Source organism: Pseudonocardia sp. DSM 110487, assembly GCF_019468565.1.
GTDB lineage: Bacteria > Actinomycetota > Actinomycetes > Mycobacteriales > Pseudonocardiaceae > Pseudonocardia.
In genome coordinates, this window is sequence record NZ_CP080521.1 from 6,097,440 (window position 1) to 6,114,846 (window position 17,407).

Annotated in this window: 16 protein-coding genes; 6 read left to right on the forward strand and 10 right to left on the reverse strand. The window is 71.2% G+C overall.

The genetic code is table 11. From position 1 onward, the window contains the following. From K1T35_RS28385 to K1T35_RS28395, 3 genes are all read right to left on the reverse strand, one after another. On the reverse strand, nucleotides 1–1,017 hold the full coding sequence (locus tag K1T35_RS28385) for an amidohydrolase family protein (RefSeq protein ID WP_220254867.1): 1,017 nt from the start codon (nucleotides 1,015–1,017) through the stop codon (nucleotides 1–3). Continuing rightward, entirely contained in the window at nucleotides 1,014–1,694 is a 681-nt protein-coding gene (locus K1T35_RS28390) for a 4-carboxy-4-hydroxy-2-oxoadipate aldolase/oxaloacetate decarboxylase (protein ID WP_370645149.1), read from the reverse strand. Before K1T35_RS28390 ends, K1T35_RS28385 begins: the two co-directional genes overlap by 4 nt. Nucleotides 1,695–1,767: 73 nt before the next feature. After that, entirely contained in the window at nucleotides 1,768–2,844 is a 1,077-nt protein-coding gene (locus K1T35_RS28395; protein WP_220254869.1) for a zinc-binding dehydrogenase, read from the reverse strand. Between the two features lie 115 nt (nucleotides 2,845–2,959). On the opposite strand from K1T35_RS28395, the gene K1T35_RS28400 reads away from it, so the two are divergent. After that, a complete protein-coding gene (locus K1T35_RS28400; RefSeq protein WP_220254870.1) occupies nucleotides 2,960–3,913 on the forward strand; it encodes a hypothetical protein in 954 nt (317 codons plus the stop codon). 10 nt (nucleotides 3,914–3,923) lie between these two features. Here the strand turns inward: K1T35_RS28400 and K1T35_RS28405 are convergent, their stop codons facing one another. From K1T35_RS28405 to K1T35_RS28425, 5 genes are read right to left on the reverse strand one after another with little or no spacing between them, the layout of a single operon-like run. After that, nucleotides 3,924–4,778 carry an alpha/beta fold hydrolase gene (locus tag K1T35_RS28405; RefSeq protein WP_220254871.1) on the reverse strand — a complete coding sequence of 285 codons (855 nt, stop codon included), beginning with the start codon at nucleotides 4,776–4,778 and terminating at the stop codon, nucleotides 3,924–3,926. After that, on the reverse strand, nucleotides 4,775–5,596 hold the full coding sequence (locus K1T35_RS28410; RefSeq protein WP_255620823.1) for a 3-methyl-2-oxobutanoate hydroxymethyltransferase: 822 nt from the start codon (nucleotides 5,594–5,596) through the stop codon (nucleotides 4,775–4,777). Before K1T35_RS28410 ends, K1T35_RS28405 begins: the two co-directional genes overlap by 4 nt. Before the next feature lie 47 nt (nucleotides 5,597–5,643). After that, nucleotides 5,644–6,144: a hypothetical protein gene (locus tag K1T35_RS28415; protein WP_220254873.1), complete on the reverse strand. Its 501-nt coding sequence runs from the start codon at nucleotides 6,142–6,144 to the stop codon at nucleotides 5,644–5,646. A gap of 4 nt (nucleotides 6,145–6,148) precedes the next feature. Next, nucleotides 6,149–7,435, reverse strand: coding sequence for an aromatic ring-hydroxylating dioxygenase subunit alpha (locus tag K1T35_RS28420; RefSeq protein ID WP_220254874.1), 1,287 nt, complete (start codon nucleotides 7,433–7,435; stop codon nucleotides 6,149–6,151). A 52-nt stretch (nucleotides 7,436–7,487) separates the two neighbouring features. After that, nucleotides 7,488–7,811: a 2Fe-2S iron-sulfur cluster-binding protein gene (locus K1T35_RS28425; protein ID WP_255620824.1), complete on the reverse strand. Its 324-nt coding sequence runs from the start codon at nucleotides 7,809–7,811 to the stop codon at nucleotides 7,488–7,490. Nucleotides 7,812–7,945: 134 nt separating this feature from the next. Between K1T35_RS28425 and K1T35_RS28430 the strand changes: the two genes are divergently transcribed. Next, nucleotides 7,946–8,716, forward strand: coding sequence for a FadR/GntR family transcriptional regulator (locus tag K1T35_RS28430; protein WP_220254875.1), 771 nt, complete (start codon nucleotides 7,946–7,948; stop codon nucleotides 8,714–8,716). Here K1T35_RS28430 and K1T35_RS28435 read toward each other — a convergent pair. Further along, nucleotides 8,670–10,181, reverse strand: a complete 1,512-nt coding sequence (locus K1T35_RS28435) for an ethanolamine ammonia-lyase reactivating factor EutA (RefSeq protein WP_220254876.1) — start codon at nucleotides 10,179–10,181, stop codon at nucleotides 8,670–8,672. The genes K1T35_RS28430 and K1T35_RS28435 overlap by 47 nt on opposite strands. Further along, a complete protein-coding gene (locus K1T35_RS28440) occupies nucleotides 10,178–11,302 on the reverse strand; it encodes a hypothetical protein (RefSeq protein ID WP_220254877.1) in 1,125 nt (374 codons plus the stop codon). The genes K1T35_RS28435 and K1T35_RS28440 overlap by 4 nt, the downstream gene beginning before the upstream one ends. Nucleotides 11,303–11,383: 81 nt before the next feature. Between K1T35_RS28440 and K1T35_RS28445 the strand changes: the two genes are divergently transcribed. From K1T35_RS28445 to K1T35_RS28460, 4 genes are read left to right on the forward strand one after another with little or no spacing between them, the layout of a single operon-like run. After that, nucleotides 11,384–12,361: a cupin domain-containing protein gene (locus tag K1T35_RS28445; RefSeq protein WP_220254878.1), complete on the forward strand. Its 978-nt coding sequence runs from the start codon at nucleotides 11,384–11,386 to the stop codon at nucleotides 12,359–12,361. 20 nt (nucleotides 12,362–12,381) lie between these two features. Continuing rightward, on the forward strand, nucleotides 12,382–14,118 hold the full coding sequence (locus tag K1T35_RS28450; protein ID WP_220254879.1) for a thiamine pyrophosphate-binding protein: 1,737 nt from the start codon (nucleotides 12,382–12,384) through the stop codon (nucleotides 14,116–14,118). Then, entirely contained in the window at nucleotides 14,115–15,611 is a 1,497-nt protein-coding gene (locus tag K1T35_RS28455) for an aldehyde dehydrogenase family protein (protein WP_220254880.1), read from the forward strand. The genes K1T35_RS28450 and K1T35_RS28455 overlap by 4 nt, the downstream gene beginning before the upstream one ends. A gap of 3 nt (nucleotides 15,612–15,614) precedes the next feature. After that, nucleotides 15,615–17,390 carry a thiamine pyrophosphate-binding protein gene (locus K1T35_RS28460; protein ID WP_220254881.1) on the forward strand — a complete coding sequence of 592 codons (1,776 nt, stop codon included), beginning with the start codon at nucleotides 15,615–15,617 and terminating at the stop codon, nucleotides 17,388–17,390. The last annotated feature ends 17 nt before the right edge of the window (nucleotides 17,391–17,407 follow it).

Sequence of the window (17,407 nt, forward strand, 5' to 3'; positions counted from 1 at the left end):
CTACCGCCCCGCTGCCTTCAGCCGGGCGTCCAGCCGGGGGTACACCCGCCGCGCATTCCGTTCGAAGACCTGGTGGCGCTGCTCCTCGGTGAGATCCAGCCCGTCGACGTAGACCTTCGTGTCGTCCCACGCGACCCCGGTGTCCGGATCGGCGCCGCGGACGGCCCCGAGCATCTCCGAGGCGAAGAGGATGTTCTCGATCGGGATCACGCGGGCGAGCAGGTCGATGCCGGGCTGGTGGTACACGCAGGTGTCGAAGAAGACGTTGGACAGCAGCGTGGCGGGGTCCGGCCGGCCCATGCGGATCGCGAGGCCGCGGTAGCGGCCCCAGTGGTACGGGATCGCGCCGCCGCCGTGCGGGATGACGAAGCGCAGGTCCGGGAACCGGGTGAAGAGGTCGCCCTCGAGGAACTGCATGAAGGCCGAGGTGTCGGCGTTGAGGTAGTGCGCACCCAGCGCGTGGAAGTTCGGGTTGCACGATGCGGAGACGTGCACCATCGCCGGCACGTCGAGCTCGACCATCGCCTCGTACAGCGGGAACCAGTACGCGTCGGTGAGCGGTGGGGACGTCCAGAACCCGCCGGAGGGATCGGGATTCAGGTTGCACCCGACGAAACCGGCGTCCACGCTGCGGCGCAGCTCGGCCACGGCGTCGTCGAGCGAGCCGCCTGGCGTCTGGGGCAGCTGGCAGACCGCGGCGAAGTGCTCGGGGTACAGGCCGACGACCCGCGCGACGAGGTCGTTGCTGGTGGCCGCCCACGCCCGCGCCGTCGCGGGGTCGGGCACGTGGTGGGCCATCGACGACGCGCGCGGCGAGAAGAGCATCAGGTCGCCGCCCCGCTCGCGCAGGATCCGCAGCTGGTTGCCCTCGACGCTCTCACGGATCGCGTCGTCGCTGATCTGCGCCGGTGTGGGCGCGGGTGATGCCGGGTCCTCCAGCGCGGCCAGCTGGGCATCCCGGAACTTCTGCTGGGCGGCGGGAACGGTCGTGTAATGGCCGTGGCAGTCGATGATCACTGGGCGTCCACGTACGTCAAACCCTTGGCGGCGAGCGCATCCCGCATCGAGTTCACGTCCAGGCTCAGCTCGCCCTTCGCGTAGCGCTCCCGGGACCGGGCCTCGCGCTCCTCCCGCTCCTGCGAGGCGGCGATCACGTCGGCGGCCCTGGCCCGCGGCACGACCACCACCCCGTCGTCGTCGGCCACGACCACGTCGCCGGGCTCGATCCACTGCCCCGCGCACACCAGCCCGACGTTGACGTCGCCGAGCGTCTCCTTGACGGTGCCGAAGGCGCAGACGTGCCGGGCCCACACGGGGAAGCCCATCTCCCGCAGCTCGGCGACGTCCCGGCAACCGGCGTCGATCACCAGGCCGCGGACCCCCCGATAGGCGAGCGCGGTGGCCAGCAGCTCGCCGAAGTAACCCGCCGACGACGGGGTCGTCGGGGCGACGACCAGGAGGTCGCCGTCGGCGCACTGCTCGACCGCCACGTGGAGCATCCAGTTGTCGCCGGGCGGCACGCTGACGGTCACCGCGGTGCCGGCCGCCCTGGCACCGGGCCAGATCGGGCGCAGGGCCGGGTCGAGCAGGTGCGCTCGCCCCTGGGCCTCGTGGATCGTGGACACGCCGAACTCCGCGAGACCCTCGACCAGCGCCCGGTCGGTGCGGGGTGGATTGCGTACGACCAGACTCACCTGTCCTCCTCGCTGGCGCTCGTCGGCCACGTGAGTGTGACTGCTGTGTTGAATGGTGAGCTCGCAAGCTCGCTCACGTCTTCTCCTTCCACGGCAGCAACGAGATGTGGATCGCATCCTCCCCCGTCTCGCCCGCGAGGGCCCGGATCGCGTGGTCGACCTGATCGAGGCCGAAGCTGTGGGTGGCGAGGAGCTCGAGCGGGAAGCGCCGGGACGCCAGCTGTTCGAGGGCCAGCTCGACGGCCCGGTAGCCGTGCCCGCGCGCGCTGGCGAGCGTGATCGACTTCTCGGTCAGCTTCTTCAGCGGGAAGTCCGGGAACGCCGCGAGCTCGCCCTGGGTCACCATGATCCCCTCACGGCGCTTGAGCGCGTCGATCCCGAGCAGGACCGGCGCCGTGCCGGCCCCTGCGGTGCAGTCGAGCACCGTGTCGACACCCCGGCCGCCGGTGAGCGCCAGCACCCGCGCGAGCGGGTCCTCGCGCTGGACGTCGATCACGGCGTCAGCACCTAGCCTCTTGGCCAGGTCGAGTCGGGCGGCGTCCCGTGTCGTCCCGGTCACGATGATCAGCGACGCGCCGGCCTGCTTGGAGGCGACCACCTGGGACAGCCCCTGCTGCCCCGGCCCCTGGACGAGCACCGTGGACGCGTAGCCGACCCTGCCGGCGGACAGGGCCCACTCGATGCCGTTGGACAGCGGGGTGACCAGGCCCGCCAGTTCGGCCGACACTCCGTCCGGGACTTTGTGGATCACCGCATTCCAGGGCAGGTACATGTACTGCGAGAAGCCACCCCACAACCGGCCGGGGTTGTCCGCGGAGGTGTAGCCGTAGCGGCGGGCGTCGGGATTGGTGCGCCAGTCGGTGAGCTCGCAGTGCCGGTACTCCCCCGCGTGACACCACTCGCAGTGGAAGCAGCCCACGTAGTGCTCCACGAAAACCCGGTCACCCTCGCGCACGCCTTTGCGCTCGGTGAAGCCGCGGCCCGCTCGCGAGATGACACCGACGTTCTCATGCCCCATGATCACGGGAGCGGTGAAAGGTGGCTTCGCGTACATTCTCACGTCGGTGCCGCAGATCCCGGCCACCTCGACCTCGAGCAAGGCGCTGTCCTCGTCGATGTCGGGCGTCGGGAACTCGCGGAGTTCGGTCATGCCCGGTCCCGTCCGGACCGCAGCCAGCACCCGATCGGCCATCGACCCTGCCTCCTCATTTTGAGGTCTATTGGTAATACCATAGGGTGTCGGTGAGCGACCAGAGGGGATCGAGATGCAGGAACCCGGGCCCGTGCTGCGGACCGTCATCCGCACGCAGGGAGCCAACGAAGCGCTGAAGACCGGGGAGGTCGTTCCCCACGGGTTCCGCTTCGAGTTCGAGGAGGTGCAGGTCCTCGTCTCCGCCTTCCGGCGAATGGTGCGCGAACTGGCGTACGACGTGAGCGAGATGGCGCTGACCACCTACCTCGTCGCCAAGGAGCACGGGGTCGAGTTCACCGCGCTGCCCGTCTTCCTCACCCGCGGGCTGCACCACGGCGTGGCCCAGGTGTCCGCCGCGACCGGTATCCGGCACCCGAAGGACCTCGAGGGCCGCCGCGTCGGGGTGGATCGCGGCTACACCGTCACGACCGGGGTGTGGGCCCGCGCGATCCTGCGCGACGAGTACGGCGTCGACCTCGACAAGATCACGTGGGTGCTCTCGGGCGACGAGCACGTCGCGCAGTACCGGCACCCGGCCAACGTCGTGCCGGTCAAGCCGCCGCGCAGCCTGGAGGAAATGCTCCGCAGCGGGAAACTCGCCGCGGTGCTCGGGCCCCGCATCGACGCCCCCGACGTCGTGCCGCTGATCCCGGACGCGACGGAGGCCGCCCTCACCGCCGTCCGCGAACGTGGCCTGTACCCGATCAACCACCTCGTCGTCGTGCGCGACGACGTGCTCCGGCAGCGTCCCGACATCGCCGCCGACATCTTCGAGGCGTTCGCAAGCGCCAAACAGCTCTACGTCGACCGGCTGGGCAACGGGTCGATCGCGTCGCCGACCGCCCTCGACCGGATGTACCAGCGGGTGCTGGAGATCACCGGATCAGATCCGCTGCCCTACGGCATCGACCCCAACCGCGAGATGCTGGAGCACCTGGTCCGCACCGGTGTCGACCAGAAGATCCTCTCCCGGCCGGTGAAGCTGGAGAACATGTTCGCCGCCGGCACGCTCCGGCTCGAGGGCTGACGAGACCCTGCTAGACACCGTCGAGGAACTCCAGGACGCGGGCGGGAGCCGTCTCCCGCGTCTGCTCGGCCACCGGGACGTCCCAGTACTGGACGCGGGGGAGGCACTCCTGCAGGTAGCGCGCCGCCGACGGGGCGTGCGACTCGTCCTGACCCGGGACGATCAGCGCCGGGATGTCCAGGCGCAGCAGGTCCTCCGGCTCCGCGCCCGGCACGGTGTCCCGGTCGAACATCAGGCGTGCCGTGCCGGTCACGATGTGGGCGTAGCGGTCGGCGTCCTGCTTCACGTACGCCTGCGCGAAGGCGGGATCGGCGCGGATCACGCTGTTCCAGGGGCCGACGCGCGGGTCGGCCGAGAAGCCGGCATCCGTCTCACCCACGAGCGCGACGACGCCGTCCAAGCCGTGCGCCTGCACGTGGGCGAGGTGCCGGGCGAACCGGTCCTGCTGCTTCAGCCGGTACTTGACCCCGCCGGCCGGCGAGAACAGCACCATGGACCGCACGCGGTCCGGATGGGCCACCGCCGTGGCAGCGGCTGTCGAGCAGCCGACGCAGCCGCCCATGAGGTGGGCGCGTTCGATGCTCAGGTGGTCGAGCAACCCGATCGCCTGGGCGACGTAGTGGCTCCAGGACAGGCGTTCGATGCGCCCACCGGAACGGCCGGACTCGCGGCGGTCGAACGTGATGCACGTGTACTTCGCCGTGAGCCGTTCCAGCAGGTCGAGGCGGCGGTAGATCCCCACGGTCCGCCAGCTCTCGAGGGTGGAGTCGAAACCGCCCGGCGAGAACATGAGCAGCGGCGGACCGGACCCCGCCACCTCGTAGCGGGTCGGGATACCGTCGGCGACCGCGGTGGGCACGGTCACCGCCCTCCGGGGAGTTGCCGGGCCTCGCGGACGTCGTCGGCGTATCGCGTGAGCGCGTCGAGGGTGGTCCGCGCGACGTTGGCGTAGGTGCCCGGCGGCTCGTCGATCGCCGTGTCGATCATCGACGCCGCATAGCCGATGGCGGCGTGCGCCATGCGCATCCGGCCGTCGAGCCACGGCCCGCCGCCGAACCCCCCGAGCACCGGGACCGAGGCGGCCTTCGCGACCGCCGCGCCGACCACCGGCCCCGAGTTGGTGAAGTTCAGCAGCACGGCGCCCGCCTCCTCGAGTCGCCGCGCCGTCTCGATCATCTCGCCGGTCAGCTCCTCCGGCACCCGGTCGGCCGCGGACGGCGTCCCGGAGTACTCGACGCCGTAGCGCAGGGCGGTCTGCGGCGTGATGCCGAACTGCGCGAACACCGGGATCCCGGCGCGGGTGATCGCCGCGACGGCGTCGAGGTGGTCCGCGGCACCGTCGACCTTCACCAGGTCCACGCCCGCGTCCTTGACGAACCGGATCGCCGCGCGCACCGCCTCGGCTGGGCCCTCCTGGACCGGGCCGAACGGGAAGTCGGCGCTGACCAGTGCCTGCGAGACACCCCGGCGCACCGCCCGCGCCACGACGAGCATCTCGTCCATCGTGATCTCGAACGGGTTCGCGTGCCCCCAGAGGTTCACCCCGACCGTGTCGCCCACGGAGACGATCTCCACGCCGGCGCGGTCGGCGATCCGGGCGATCTGGTAGTCCCACGCCACGACGCCGACGATCTTGCGGCCTTCGTCCTTCATCCGTTGAAGGCTCCGCAGTGTGGTCCTCATGCGCCCAAGCCCTTCATGCGCCCGAGCCCTTCATGCGCCCGAGCCCTTCATGCACGCAGGGCCGTGAGCAGTTCGACGACGTCGCTCTCGTCCGCGCCGGGGAGCAGGACCCGCGCGTGCGGCCGCAGGGCCGCGACGGCCCGGTCCGCGCCGTCGTCGTCGGAGACGACGAGGCCCGCGGTCATGATGCTGCGCTGCCAGCAGGCCTTGCCGATCGTGTACGCGCAGTCCGCTCCCGCGTCGTCCGTCGCGATCATGACGACGACGTCGGCACTGGCGAGCTCGTCGGCGAGCGTGGCGGGCCGGCCCTCGATCCCGCGCAGCGTGACGGTGCCGTCGGCAGGCTCGCAGACGTAGAACCGAGCGTTGGCCCACGGGAGCTCCGCGGTGTGGCCGACGACCTCCGCCGCGCCGTCGTCGAGGGCGATGATCCGCGGTGCCCGCGCGGGCGCGACCGGGCGCTGGATGCGGTAGCGGGCCTCGGCCGCCGTCGCCGCACGGGCGCAGCTGCTCGGGAGGGTCGGATCGACGTAGGTTCGGGGGGCCATGCGCCTACACCGACGCGATCGGCATGCCGGGGTTGACGCGCACCGCGTCCTTGCAGGAGTCCAGGAAGGCCTCGGCATGGGGCAGCACGACGGCCGCCGAGCGCACGCGGTGGTGCTCCGGGTCCACCCCTGGCGGGGTGGCGCCGTGGTCGCGCAGCGCGATCGCGGCCTTGCGCAGCTTCTGCCGCGCCTTGATGATCCCGGCGTCGGCGGGGACGAGCCGCTCCTTGGTGCGGTCGGCGATCGGACCCATGCTCTCCTGCAGCGACGCGTCCTGGATCGCGATGCCCTTGATGCCCGAGTAGTACTCCCCCGCGCGCTGCTTCTCCCGGTCCATCAGGTAGTCGTTGTCGCGGTTGGCCACCGGGCGGTAGGTGCCGGGGATGTTCTCGCTGTGCACGCCGTGACCGTCGATCATCGCCTGCCGCTCGGTGGCGGTGAGCGCGCGGACCGGGTGGTAGTCGAAGCTGTAGACCCAGCAGTTCTCGTCGTCGATCGGGATCCAGAAGTGCCCGTGGATCGGGTGGTCGCCCCGCGGGGGCACCATCGTGAACGACGGCATCACCCAGGGCGTGATCCGCCAGTAGTACTTGCCGTCCTCCGCGTTGCGCCGGGCCCCCACGAAGAGGCCGCCGTCCGAGTCGGCCACCTCGAAGAAGGGCTTCTTGTCGTTCTGGTTGTACTCGTTGCCCTTCGCGCCCCTGAACAGTGGATCGCTCTTCAGGCCGCCGGAGTGCAGGAACGTGACGTGGCTGGAGTCGATGCCGCCCTCGAAGGCCTGCAGCCAGTTGCACTGCTGCAGGCGTTTCGACGTGTAGGTCTGCTCCGGAGGCACGAGCGCGAACTCGAACTCCGGCAGCGGGGGTCGCTTCGCCGGGTCGCCCATGTACGTCCAGAGGATGTCGCCGATCTTCACCAGCGGGTACGCCGTGAGCTTGACGTTCCGGCAGAAGCTCGAGTTGTCCGCCTCCGACGGCACCTCCACGCACTGGCCGGTGACGTCGTACTTCCACCCGTGGTACGGGCAGCGCAGGCCGCCGTCCTCGTTGCGTCCGAACCACAGCGAGGCGCCGCGGTGGGCACAGAACTCGTCGATCAGGCCGTAGCGGCCGAGGCTGTCGCGGAAGGCGATGAGGCGCTCGGACAGCAGCTTGAGCCGCACCGGGGGACAGTCGTCGTCGGGGAGCTCCTCGGCGAGGCACGCCGGCATCCAGTACTGCCGGAAGAGCTCCCCCATGGGCGTGCCCGGCCCCGTGCGGGTCAGCAGTTCGTTGATGTCCTGGCGAAGCACGAGCGTCTCCCCCTCCGGCGTGTGGACTAACCGTTATACCTACCGCATGCCCTCACGGTTGCACAGGAGGCACATCGACCGTCAGCCCATCGAGGTCGGGAGTCACGGTGAGCTGACAGGAGAGCCGGCTCCCGTCCCGCCGCTCCGAGACCGCGAGGTCGAGGAGGTCCTCCTCCATGTCGCCGGGCAACCCGACCGCCGATGCGAACTCCTCGCGCACCCAGACGTGACAGGTCGCGCACGACGCGTTGCCACCGCATTCGCCGACGATGCCCGGCACGCCGTTCTTGACCGCGGCCGCCATCACCGACTCACCGACCGGCGCATCGACGGCGAACTCCTGACCGTCGTCGCCGATGTAGATCACCTTCGGCACGGTTGCGACGCCTCCCTGGCTTGGTCTGTCCATTAGACCACGGGCCTCTTCCGAGGACCAGCGCCACGATTCGTGACGTTCGTGCCCGGCCGTGCCGCCGGGGCCCACTGTCCGTAAGGGCATACAATGCGTGAGTGACGAGGCCGGGAACCACCTCCCCAGCAACGGATGGCGGCGCCGTGCCGAACAAGGGTGACCTGCTCAGCAGGGTGAGCGTCGGGCGCATTTCCGAGGTCATCGTCGATCAGGTCCGCTTGCTGATCCGCTCCGGGCAGCTCACTGCGGGTGACCGGCTGCCGAGCGAGCGGGAGCTGTGCGAGCGGTTCGGGGTCAGCCGCGTCACCGTGCGTGAAGCACTCCGCGTGCTCGAAGCCAACGGTCTCGTCGACATCCGCGTCGGCGCCCGTGGCGGCGCCTTCGTCACCGCACCCACCAGCCGCATGGTCGGCGAGGGCATCGCCGACCTCATCTCGCTGTCGAGCCTCTCCGCGCTCGAGGTCACCGAGGCGCGCATGGTTTTCGAGCTGGGCCTCGTGCCTCTCGTGTGCGAGCGCGCCACCGAGGAGGACATCGCGGCGCTGTACGAGATCTGCGACCGCAGCACCGCGGCGCTCCATTCCGACGACTACCCGCTCACCCTGTCCGCCGAGTGGCACAACCGGTTCGCCCGCAGCAGCCACAACCGCGCGATCGCGCTGCTCGCCGAGTCACTGCACGACCCGATGATCCGCTCGCTCCAGGAGGCGCGCTCCACCGAGCCGGCCCATGGCCGGCGCGGCGCCGAGGAGCACCGCGCCCTGGTCGACGCCGTCGCCGCGCGCGACGCGGAGCGCGCCACCGAGCTGATGCGGGTGCACCTCACGCGCACGGCATCCCGGGTGTCCGGCCCCGAGGACGCGAGCTGAAGATCAGCGACTTGATCGTCACCGGCACCGTGTTCGACGGGTACCGCACGCGGCCGATGTCGACGTAGTCGAAGTCGCGCAGCATCAATCCGTCGACCACGAGGACGTCCGTGGCGACGCCCAGCTCCTCGCACAGCAGCCGGCCCAGCGTCATGGCGACGTCGCCATCCAGCACCACGTACACGGGCCTGCCTTGCTCGATCCGCTCACCGAGCCCGTCACGCAGGCCGCAGGCGAAGGCGTGCAGGCGCTGGTAGCGCGGCCGCCCGCTCCACGACAGCGCGAGCGCGACGTCCCCGGCGTCGAGCGCGGCGAGGTGCCGGCGGATCGCGGACGCGACCGCGGCGCTGTCCACCACCTCGCCCAGCTCGTAGGCGGGGCGGGCCACCTGCAGGTTCCGGCGAGGCAGCAGGGCGTCGGGGTCGGAGATCCAGCAGGTGTTCCCGGACAGCTGCACGCTGTGCTCGGACGCGCCCAGCGCCGTGGCCCGGATGCACTCCCCCGCGGGCAGCAGCGGCCACGGCAGCGCGCCGGTGTCGACGCGGCGGCGCAGCGCCCGGCCGAGCGGATGCCCCAGGTCTCCGAACCGCGTCTCCTCGCGGCCGTAGACGTACTCCGCGACACCGCCGGAGAACATGAGGCCGTCGAGGCGGCTGAGGTCGCCCGGCGGGTCGGTGAGGAGGAAGGGCACCGCCGCCTGCCCGCCGGTGACGGCCGCGACGACCACGTCGGCCATCGCCTCCGCGACCTTCTCCAGCTCGTCGTCGCCCGCGCGGTCACCGACCTCGAACCCGTACCCGGCCCGCGCGGCGTGCGACCGGCCCGCCGGATCGAGGCGCACGATCGTGTCCACCCCGTCGACGACCACGAGCCTGCCGCCGACGTGTACCGCCGCGGTCGCGACGACCCGCCCTGCGTCCAGTACGGCGATCTTGGTCGTGCCGCCACCGACGTCGACCAGCAGGATGCGCGAGCCTGCGTCGTACGACGCCTGCGCCGCTCCGGACCCGTAGGCGGCGAGCATCGCCTCCATGTGGTGGCCCGCGGTGGCCGTCACCAGCGTGCCGCCGCGATCGGCCAGCACCGTCGCGATCGCCTCGGCGTTGCGGCGCAGCAGCGCCTCGCCGGTGAGGATCACGACGCCGGTGTCGACGTCGGCCGGGTCGACGCGGGCCTCGGCGTAGGCCGTGTCGATGATCGCGCCCAATGTCTCGGCGTCGATGTGGTCGTTCGCGTACGGCGTGAGCGTCACCGGCGACCGGTAGACCGTGTCGCGCCGGACCACGACGTAGCGGCTGGTCAGGTCCTCCCCGATGCGCCGCAGGTGCAGCCGGGAGAACACGACCTGCGTGCCGGAGGAGCCGATGTCCATCCCCACGCTCGCCAGGACGACGTTGTCCTGCTGCCAGATCGGGTTGTCCTCGATCGGAGTCAGGGGGTCGTGGTCGTGGTGGTGCTCCCTCACACCGCGACGGCCTTGGAAGGGAGCGTCGCGAGCTCGGCCTCGTAGAACGCCTCCATTCGCGGCTGCATGCCGTGCTCGGCCAGCGCCTTGCGGAAGGTGTCCCTGACAACCGGCGACTCGTCGGCGTAGTCGATCTGGTCGCCCCCGACGCGCATGCTGATCCAGGCCTTCGGCACGCCTTGCGCGTTGCGCACCGACACCACCTCGTGCTTGAAGGCGAGGTAGCGGGCCGGTTCGGTGCCGCTGTTGAAGTGCTGGTGGAACCACATGTTCGGCGGGACGATCAGGGTGCCGGGGCCCCAGTCGTAGCGGCGCGGCTCCTCCCCTTCCGGCCACATCATGCTGTAGCCGTTGCCGGACAAGACGATCACGTGCGCGCCCGGCCCGTGCCGGTGCGCCTTCTTGTACGTGGCCGTCGGGAACTGCGAGATGTGGCTGTTCATCGACCCCTTCGCCATCGCGAAGCGGATGTGCCCGCCGCCCGCGCCGCGCTCCTTCGCCTCGATCAGCGGGAGGTTGACCGCGTCCGCCACGAAGTTGGTGTCGAGCAGCAGGCCCTTCTGCTCGCCCTTGGGGGCGAAGTAGTCGGGCTCTCCCGCGAAGCGCTTCGGGAAGTCGTGCGCGGTGCCGAAGACGAAGTCGACGTCGTCGTAGAGGTTGAGGACGGGCGGGAGGTTCGTGGAGGCGACGTAACGGGCCGCCTGCCGCCCGGAGCCGTTGAAGTGCTGGTGGTTGGCGTTGAGCGGGATCGCGAAGAGCGCGCCGGGGCCCCACTCGAACGTCACCTCGGCGCCGGCGTCGTTCCACACGCGGGTGGAGCCGTGCCCGTCGAGGACGAGGATCATCTCCTCGAAGAGCTGCCGCTGCGGGGCCAGCTCGCCGCCGGCCGGGATCTCGCAGACGTAGCAGTCGTTCGACGTCCGGGTGGCCTCGTGGTTGATGAACACGCCCCGGCCGCCGCGCCGCGCCCACGGCTTCAGCTCGACCGTGCGCAGGTCGGGGACGTAGTGGGCGGCGATGATCTCGAGGCCCTCCGCCGCGACCCAACGGGTGTACGGGGAGTCCTTCTCGGTGGCGAACTTGGCGGCGAGGTCATCGGTGACGAGGGCGTCCTTGGCCATGGGACGGGACAGTAGCAAGCTTGACAGCTATTGGTCTAACCACTAGACCTTAAGCGTCGCAGCGGCGCCAAGGAGGCCACCGTGGGTGAAGACGGACGCGTGTTCGTGCGCGGCCTCGAGTCCGACAAGTACGAGCTCGAGGCGTTCCGCCGCCGGCAGCTCTCACACCCGCGGGTGCGGGACGAGAAGGTCGTCACAGACCACGGCGAGGCCGTCGCCCACTCCGGCAGCAACAAGCAGTCGCGCACCTGGTGGCGGATCGGGCCCGGCGACGAGGAGTTCCTCACCCAGACGCTGCAGGTGCACTTCGTCGAGATCGACGGCCACGGCAGCAACCGAGGCCACGGCCACCAGAACGAGGCCGCGTTCTACATCCTCGAAGGCGCCGGGTACGAGATCCACGACGATGAGCGCTACGACTGGAAGACCGGCGACTTCGTCTTCGTCCACACCGACTCGGTGCACCGGCACTTCAACCCCTACGACGAGAAGGCGCTCACCCTCGTCGTGAAGGCGAAGAGCAGCTGGATGTTCCTCGGGTTGCTGCAACAGGGCAGGGGTGGCCCGGTCGAGCGGCCCGACGAGTTCGGCCCGCGCGAGGACTGGTCGCAGATCTGGACGCCCGGCGTGCTCGACCGCCAGAAGGTGATCAGCGTCGAGGACACCGCATGGGAGGACACCGAGCTGGGCCGGGTCCGGGTCATGACCAGCCCGGAGACCGACCACGCGCGCCTGTTCAGCGTGGACGCGTTCGAGTGGGCGATCGAGGCCGGTGAGCACACCCCGCGCTACTGGAAGATGGCCGACGAGGTGCTCTACGCGCTCTCGGGCGACGGCTACTCCCTGCACTGGGAGGTGCAGGCCGAGATCGCCGAGAGGTACTACGCGCACATCGCCAATGAGCCCACCCGCCACGAGTTCACCCAGGGAGACGTCCTCTACGTCCCGCAGAACACGGTGGCCCAGCACTTCGCCGCCGACGGCACGCCGCTTCGCCTGCTGAGCTTCCAGAACCGCTTGTTCAAGCACCTGGGCTACAACGCGGTCAAGGTGTTCTAGCGATCCGGATCGGGGTGTACGTGGGAGACATCGAGCGGCCGGTCGGGATCGCTCCCGGGCCTGCCGCCTACGGGAGCGACCTCGTGGTGGACCTGTTGCGGGCGCTGGGCACGCGCTACCTGCCCCTCAACCCCGGATCGTCCTTCCGGGGACTGCACGACTCGCTGGTCAACCATGGCGGCAACCGCGACCCGCAACTGCTGCTGTGCCTGCACGAGGAGATCGCGGTCTCGCTCGCCCACGGGTACGCGAAGGGTTCGGGCCAAGTCGGCGTGGCCGCGGTACACGACCTGGTCGGGCTCATGCACGCCTCGATGGCCGTCTACGACGCCTTCTGCGACCGGGCGCCGCTGCTCGTCCTCGGCGGTAGCGGGCCGGTCGACCCCGCGCTGCGGCGCCCGATCGACTGGGCCCATTCGGCCACGACGCAGGCCGAACTGGTCCGCGACTTCGTCGTGTGGGACGCCGAGCCTGCCACCCCCGCCGCCTTCGTCGCCGACGTGCTGGCCGCCCACCGCCGCGCCGCCAGCACCCCCCGCGGCCCGGTGTACGTCTCCCTGGACGCGGGGGCGCAGGAAGCACCGCTCCCCCAGCCGGTGCCGCTCCCCGACCTGGCGCTGCACGCCCCGGCCGCGCACCTCGCCGCGGACGGAGCGAGCGTCGAGCGCGCCGTCGACGTGCTGCTCGGCGCGCAGCGCCCGATCGTCACCGCAGGCCCGATGAACTGGGACCCGGCGGCCACGCCGGTACTCGTCGAGCTGGTGGAACTGCTCGGTGCGGCCTACGTCGAGGACCGCAACGGCGTCTCCTTCCCCACTGTGCACCCGCAGAACGGCACGGGTGACGCGGGTTGGTTCGAGCGCGCCGATGTCGTGCTCGCCATCGGCGTACCCGACGTACCGGGCCGGTTGCGCCGCCGCGGGCGGGGTCGCGCGAGCGGGCCTGCCGTGCTGCCGGCGATCGTCGACGTCTCCACCGGGCACCTGGACCGGCGCTCATGGAGCAACGCGTTCTCCACACCGTTCCCGCGGGCCGCCCAGCTGCTCGCCGACCCGCTGACCGGGGCTCGGCAGCTGCTCGCCGCCTTGCGGGAACGTCCGCCGGACGCCTCGGCCCGGCGCGAGCAGGTCGTCGCGCAGGTCAGCGCACAGCGGGCCGCGCGGCAGGAGCGTCGGGACGCCCTCCAGATCACGCCCGCCCGACTGGTCGCCGAGCTCTGGGCGACCGTGCGCGACGTCCCGCACCTGCTCTGCCTGCGCAACACCCGCAGCTGGCCGGAGGGCGTATGGGAGCTGCCGGGAGCGGGGAGCTACCTCGGCCATTCCGGTGGCGGGGGCGTCGGGTACGGACCAGGGGCTTTCGTCGGCGGGGCACTGGCGGCGCGCGACCGCGGCCTGCTCGGCGTGGGGATCATCGGCGACGGCGACCTCCTGATGGCCGCGGGTGCACTGTGGACCGCCGTCCACTACCGGATCCCGGGGCTACTGGTCGTCAACGACAACGGGTCGTTCTACAACGACGAGCCGCACCAGGCCGCCGTCGCGCGCGAGCGCGGCCGGCCGCAGGCGAACAGCTGGATCGGCATGCGGATCGCCGATCCCCCGATCGACATCGACGCACTCGCCGCGTCGTACGGGTGCTGGACGGCCGGCACCGTGACCGATCCGGGGGACCTCGCAGGTGCCTTCGCCAAAGGGCTGGCCGCGGCCCAGGAGGGACGGCTCGCCGTCGTGCACGTGAGAACGGAGCCCACATGACCCGCGTGTTGGGGAACGTCGGCCGCGGCAAGGCTCCGGTGCATGCCCAGATGTCGATCGGCGGGCAGTGGCGCGATGCGGCGTCCGGTGACCGGCTGGATTGCATCGACCCCACCACGGAGGAGCTGCTCGGCACCGTCCCGGCCGGGGGCGCCGCCGATGCCGACCTCGCAGTGCAGGCCGCTCAGGAGGCTTCTGGGGCCTGGCGGGCGCTGGGCTGGACCCGGCGGGCGGCGCTGCTGCGGGGTCTCGCCGCCGCCGTCGCCGAGGCCGCCGAGCCGCTCGCCCTGCTCGACGTCCTCGACAGCGGCAACCCGATCGCCGGCATGCGCGGCGACCTCGAGTCGACCGTCCGGGAGCTGCACTACTACGCAGGCCTCGCGGGGCAGACCCACGGCACCAGCACGCCCACCGGCGCGGAGACCGTGTCGTTCACCCAGCGCGAGCCCTACGGCGTCGTCGTGCGGATCGTGCCGTTCAACCATCCGTTCAAGTTCGCCTGCGGCAAGGCCGCGGCCGCGCTGGCGGCGGGCAACGCGGTGATCGTGAAGCCGGGCGAGCAGACGTCGCTCTCGGCGATCGCGCTCGCCGAGGTGGCCGAGGCCGTCCTGCCGCCGGGCGTGCTCACCGTCGTGACCGGCACGGGCGCCGAGCTCGGCGAGGCGCTGGTCGCACACCCAGATGTGCAGCGGGTCGCGTTCACCGGCTCGGTGCCGACCGGCCGGCGGATCCTGGCCGCGGCCGCACGGAACCTCGCGCACGTCACCCTCGAGCTCGGGGGCAAGAACCCGTTGATCGTCTGCCCCGACGTCGACCCGCGGAAGGCCGCCCACGACGCCGTGGCCAGCATGAACATCGCGCGCAGCAACGGGCAGTCCTGCGGCTCGACGTCCCGGATCTACGTGCACGAGCGCATCCGCGACGCGTTCACCGACGCGCTGGTGGAGCGCGTGCGGGAGCTGCGCGTCGGCGACCCGTGCGACGAGACCAACGACGTGGGACCGGTCGCGTTCGCCGCCCACCACGCCCGGGTGCTCGACCACATCGAGCGCGCGAAGGCCTCCGGGGCGACGGTCGCGACCGGCGGATCGCGGCCGTTCGGTCTCGACCGCGGCTACTTCGTCGAGCCCACCGTGTTCACCGATGTCACCGACGACATGCCGATCGCGCGCGAGGAGGTGTTCGGGCCGGTCATGGCGGTCATGGGCTTCTCCGACCTCGACGACGCCGTCCGGCGGGCCAACGACACCCAGTACGGGCTCACCGCGAACGTCTACACCCGCGACCTACGCGTGGCGCACCGGCTCGCCGACCGGCTGCAGGCCGGCTACGTCTACGTCAACGGCACCGGGCGGCGCCCGCCCGGCTCCCCCTTCGGCGGCTGGAAGGCGAGCGGCCTCGGCAAGGAGAACTCGCACGAGGAGCTGCTCTCCTACACCCGCGAGAAGACGATCACGATCACGTTGCCTGCCGACGACCCCGACGGGAGCTGACGGATGCCCAACAGCACCCATTCTTGGGCTCCTTACGACAAGCCGGTCTGGGGCTCGGACGTCATGGCCGACGCCCTGCGCAGGCTCGACCTGCCCTACATCGCGCTCAACCCCGGCTCATCGTTCCGCGGGTTGCACGACTCGCTCGTCAACTACGCGGGCGACGAGATGCAGATGATCGAGTGCCCGCACGAGAAGATCGCCGTCGCGCTGGCCCACGGCTACGCGAAGGCGAGCGGGCGCGCGATGGGTGTGATCCTGCACGACCTGGTCGGGCTGTTGCAGGGCACGATGGGCGTCTACTACGCCTACATCGACCGCGTCCCCGTGCTCGTCCTCGGCGGTTCCGGCCCGGCCGACCACGAGCGGCGCAGGCCCTACATCGACTGGATCCACTCGGCGAACGTGCAGGGCCATGCGGTGCGCGAGTACACGAAGTGGGACCACGAGCCGCGCTCCATCGAGTCGGTGCCCGGCGTGCTGGCCCGCGCATACCGGATCGCCACCACCGCCCCTGCCGGGCCGACGTACGTGGCCCTCGACGCGGGCTTGCAGGAGGACCCGGTCGAGGAACCGGTGCCCGTGGACGACGTCGCCGCGCTCGCCGCCGCCCCGGCACCGGTGGCCCCGGACCCGGCGGCGCTACGGGCGCTCGCGCGGGAGCTGTGCGCGGCGAAGCGGCCGGTGATGGTGCTTGCCTACCCGGGCCGCGACCCGGCGTCGTTCGGGCACCTCGTCGACCTGGCGGAGCTGGTCGGAATCGGGGCGGTGGACATGCACTGGCGGCTCAACTTCCCCACGCGACACCCGCTGTGCGTGAGCGACACCGACATCGTCGACGAGGCGGACTGCGTGCTCTTCGTCGACGTCAAGGACATGGTCAAGCCCACGCACCGCACCGACCGGTTGGCGCGGCGCAACGTCTCGCGGCTGGCGCCGGGTTGCCGGGTGCTCTCCATCGGGTTCGGCGACATGGGCATCTCGTCCTGGAGCGAGGACTACGCCCAGCAGATCCCGGCCGACCACGCGGTCATCGCCGACACGGCGGTGGCGCTGCCACTGCTGCTCGAGGAGTGCCGCGCCGTCCTTGCCGATGACGACTCGCGGCGGACGGCCGAGCGCGCGTCCTGGACGCGCGCGCTCACCGAGCTGCACGAGAACACGTGGGCGCGCTGGGCCCGGGACGCCGCCGCGGCGGCCGAGGAGACCCCGGTGGCGACGGCGCAGCTCGCCGCCGCCGTGTGGAACGTCATCGAGGAGCACGACTGGGTGCTCACCGCGGGTACCGCCGCGGACTGGGCGCTGCGCCTCTGGGACTTCGACGCCCCGCACCGGCACCCCGGCAAGCAGCTGGGCACCGCGACGCAGATCGGCATCTCGCTCGGGGTGGCGCTCGCGCACAAGGGCACCGGCCGGCTCGTCGTGGACCTGCAGCCCGACGGCGATCTGATGTTCGACGTCGGCGCGCTGTGGGTCGCGAGCCGCTACCGGCTGCCGCTGCTCGTGGTGATGTTCAACAACCGCGCCTACTACAACGACTGGGAGCACCAGGAGAAGCTCGCCGCCCAGCGCGGCACGCCGGTCGAGCGCGCGCACATCGGCATGGCGATCGCGGATCCGGAGCCGGACTTCGCGACGATCGCGACCGGCTTCGGCTGGTACGCCGAGGGCCCGATCACCGACCCCACTGGAGTGGAGGACGCGGTGCGCCGGGCGGCCGCACACGTGCTGGAGACCGGCGGCCCCGCCTTGGTGGACGTGGTCTGCCAGCCGAAGTAGCCCGTCAGACGTATGCC

Bases quoted from the DNA above. Each gene is read 5' to 3' on its own strand.
- K1T35_RS28395 (WP_220254869.1), bottom strand. From the start codon at position 2,844: ATGACCGAACTCCGCGAGTTCCCGACGCCCGACATCGACGAGGACAGC.
- K1T35_RS28440 (WP_220254877.1), bottom strand. From the start codon at position 11,302: ATGGCCAAGGACGCCCTCGTCACCGATGACCTCGCCGCCAAGTTCGCC.
- K1T35_RS28455 (WP_220254880.1), top strand. From the start codon at position 14,115: ATGACCCGCGTGTTGGGGAACGTCGGCCGCGGCAAGGCTCCGGTGCAT.
- K1T35_RS28400 (WP_220254870.1), top strand. From the start codon at position 2,960: ATGCAGGAACCCGGGCCCGTGCTGCGGACCGTCATCCGCACGCAGGGA.
- K1T35_RS28410 (WP_255620823.1), bottom strand. From the start codon at position 5,596: ATGAGGACCACACTGCGGAGCCTTCAACGGATGAAGGACGAAGGCCGC.
- K1T35_RS28415 (WP_220254873.1), bottom strand. From the start codon at position 6,144: ATGGCCCCCCGAACCTACGTCGATCCGACCCTCCCGAGCAGCTGCGCC.
- K1T35_RS28460 (WP_220254881.1), top strand. From the start codon at position 15,615: ATGCCCAACAGCACCCATTCTTGGGCTCCTTACGACAAGCCGGTCTGG.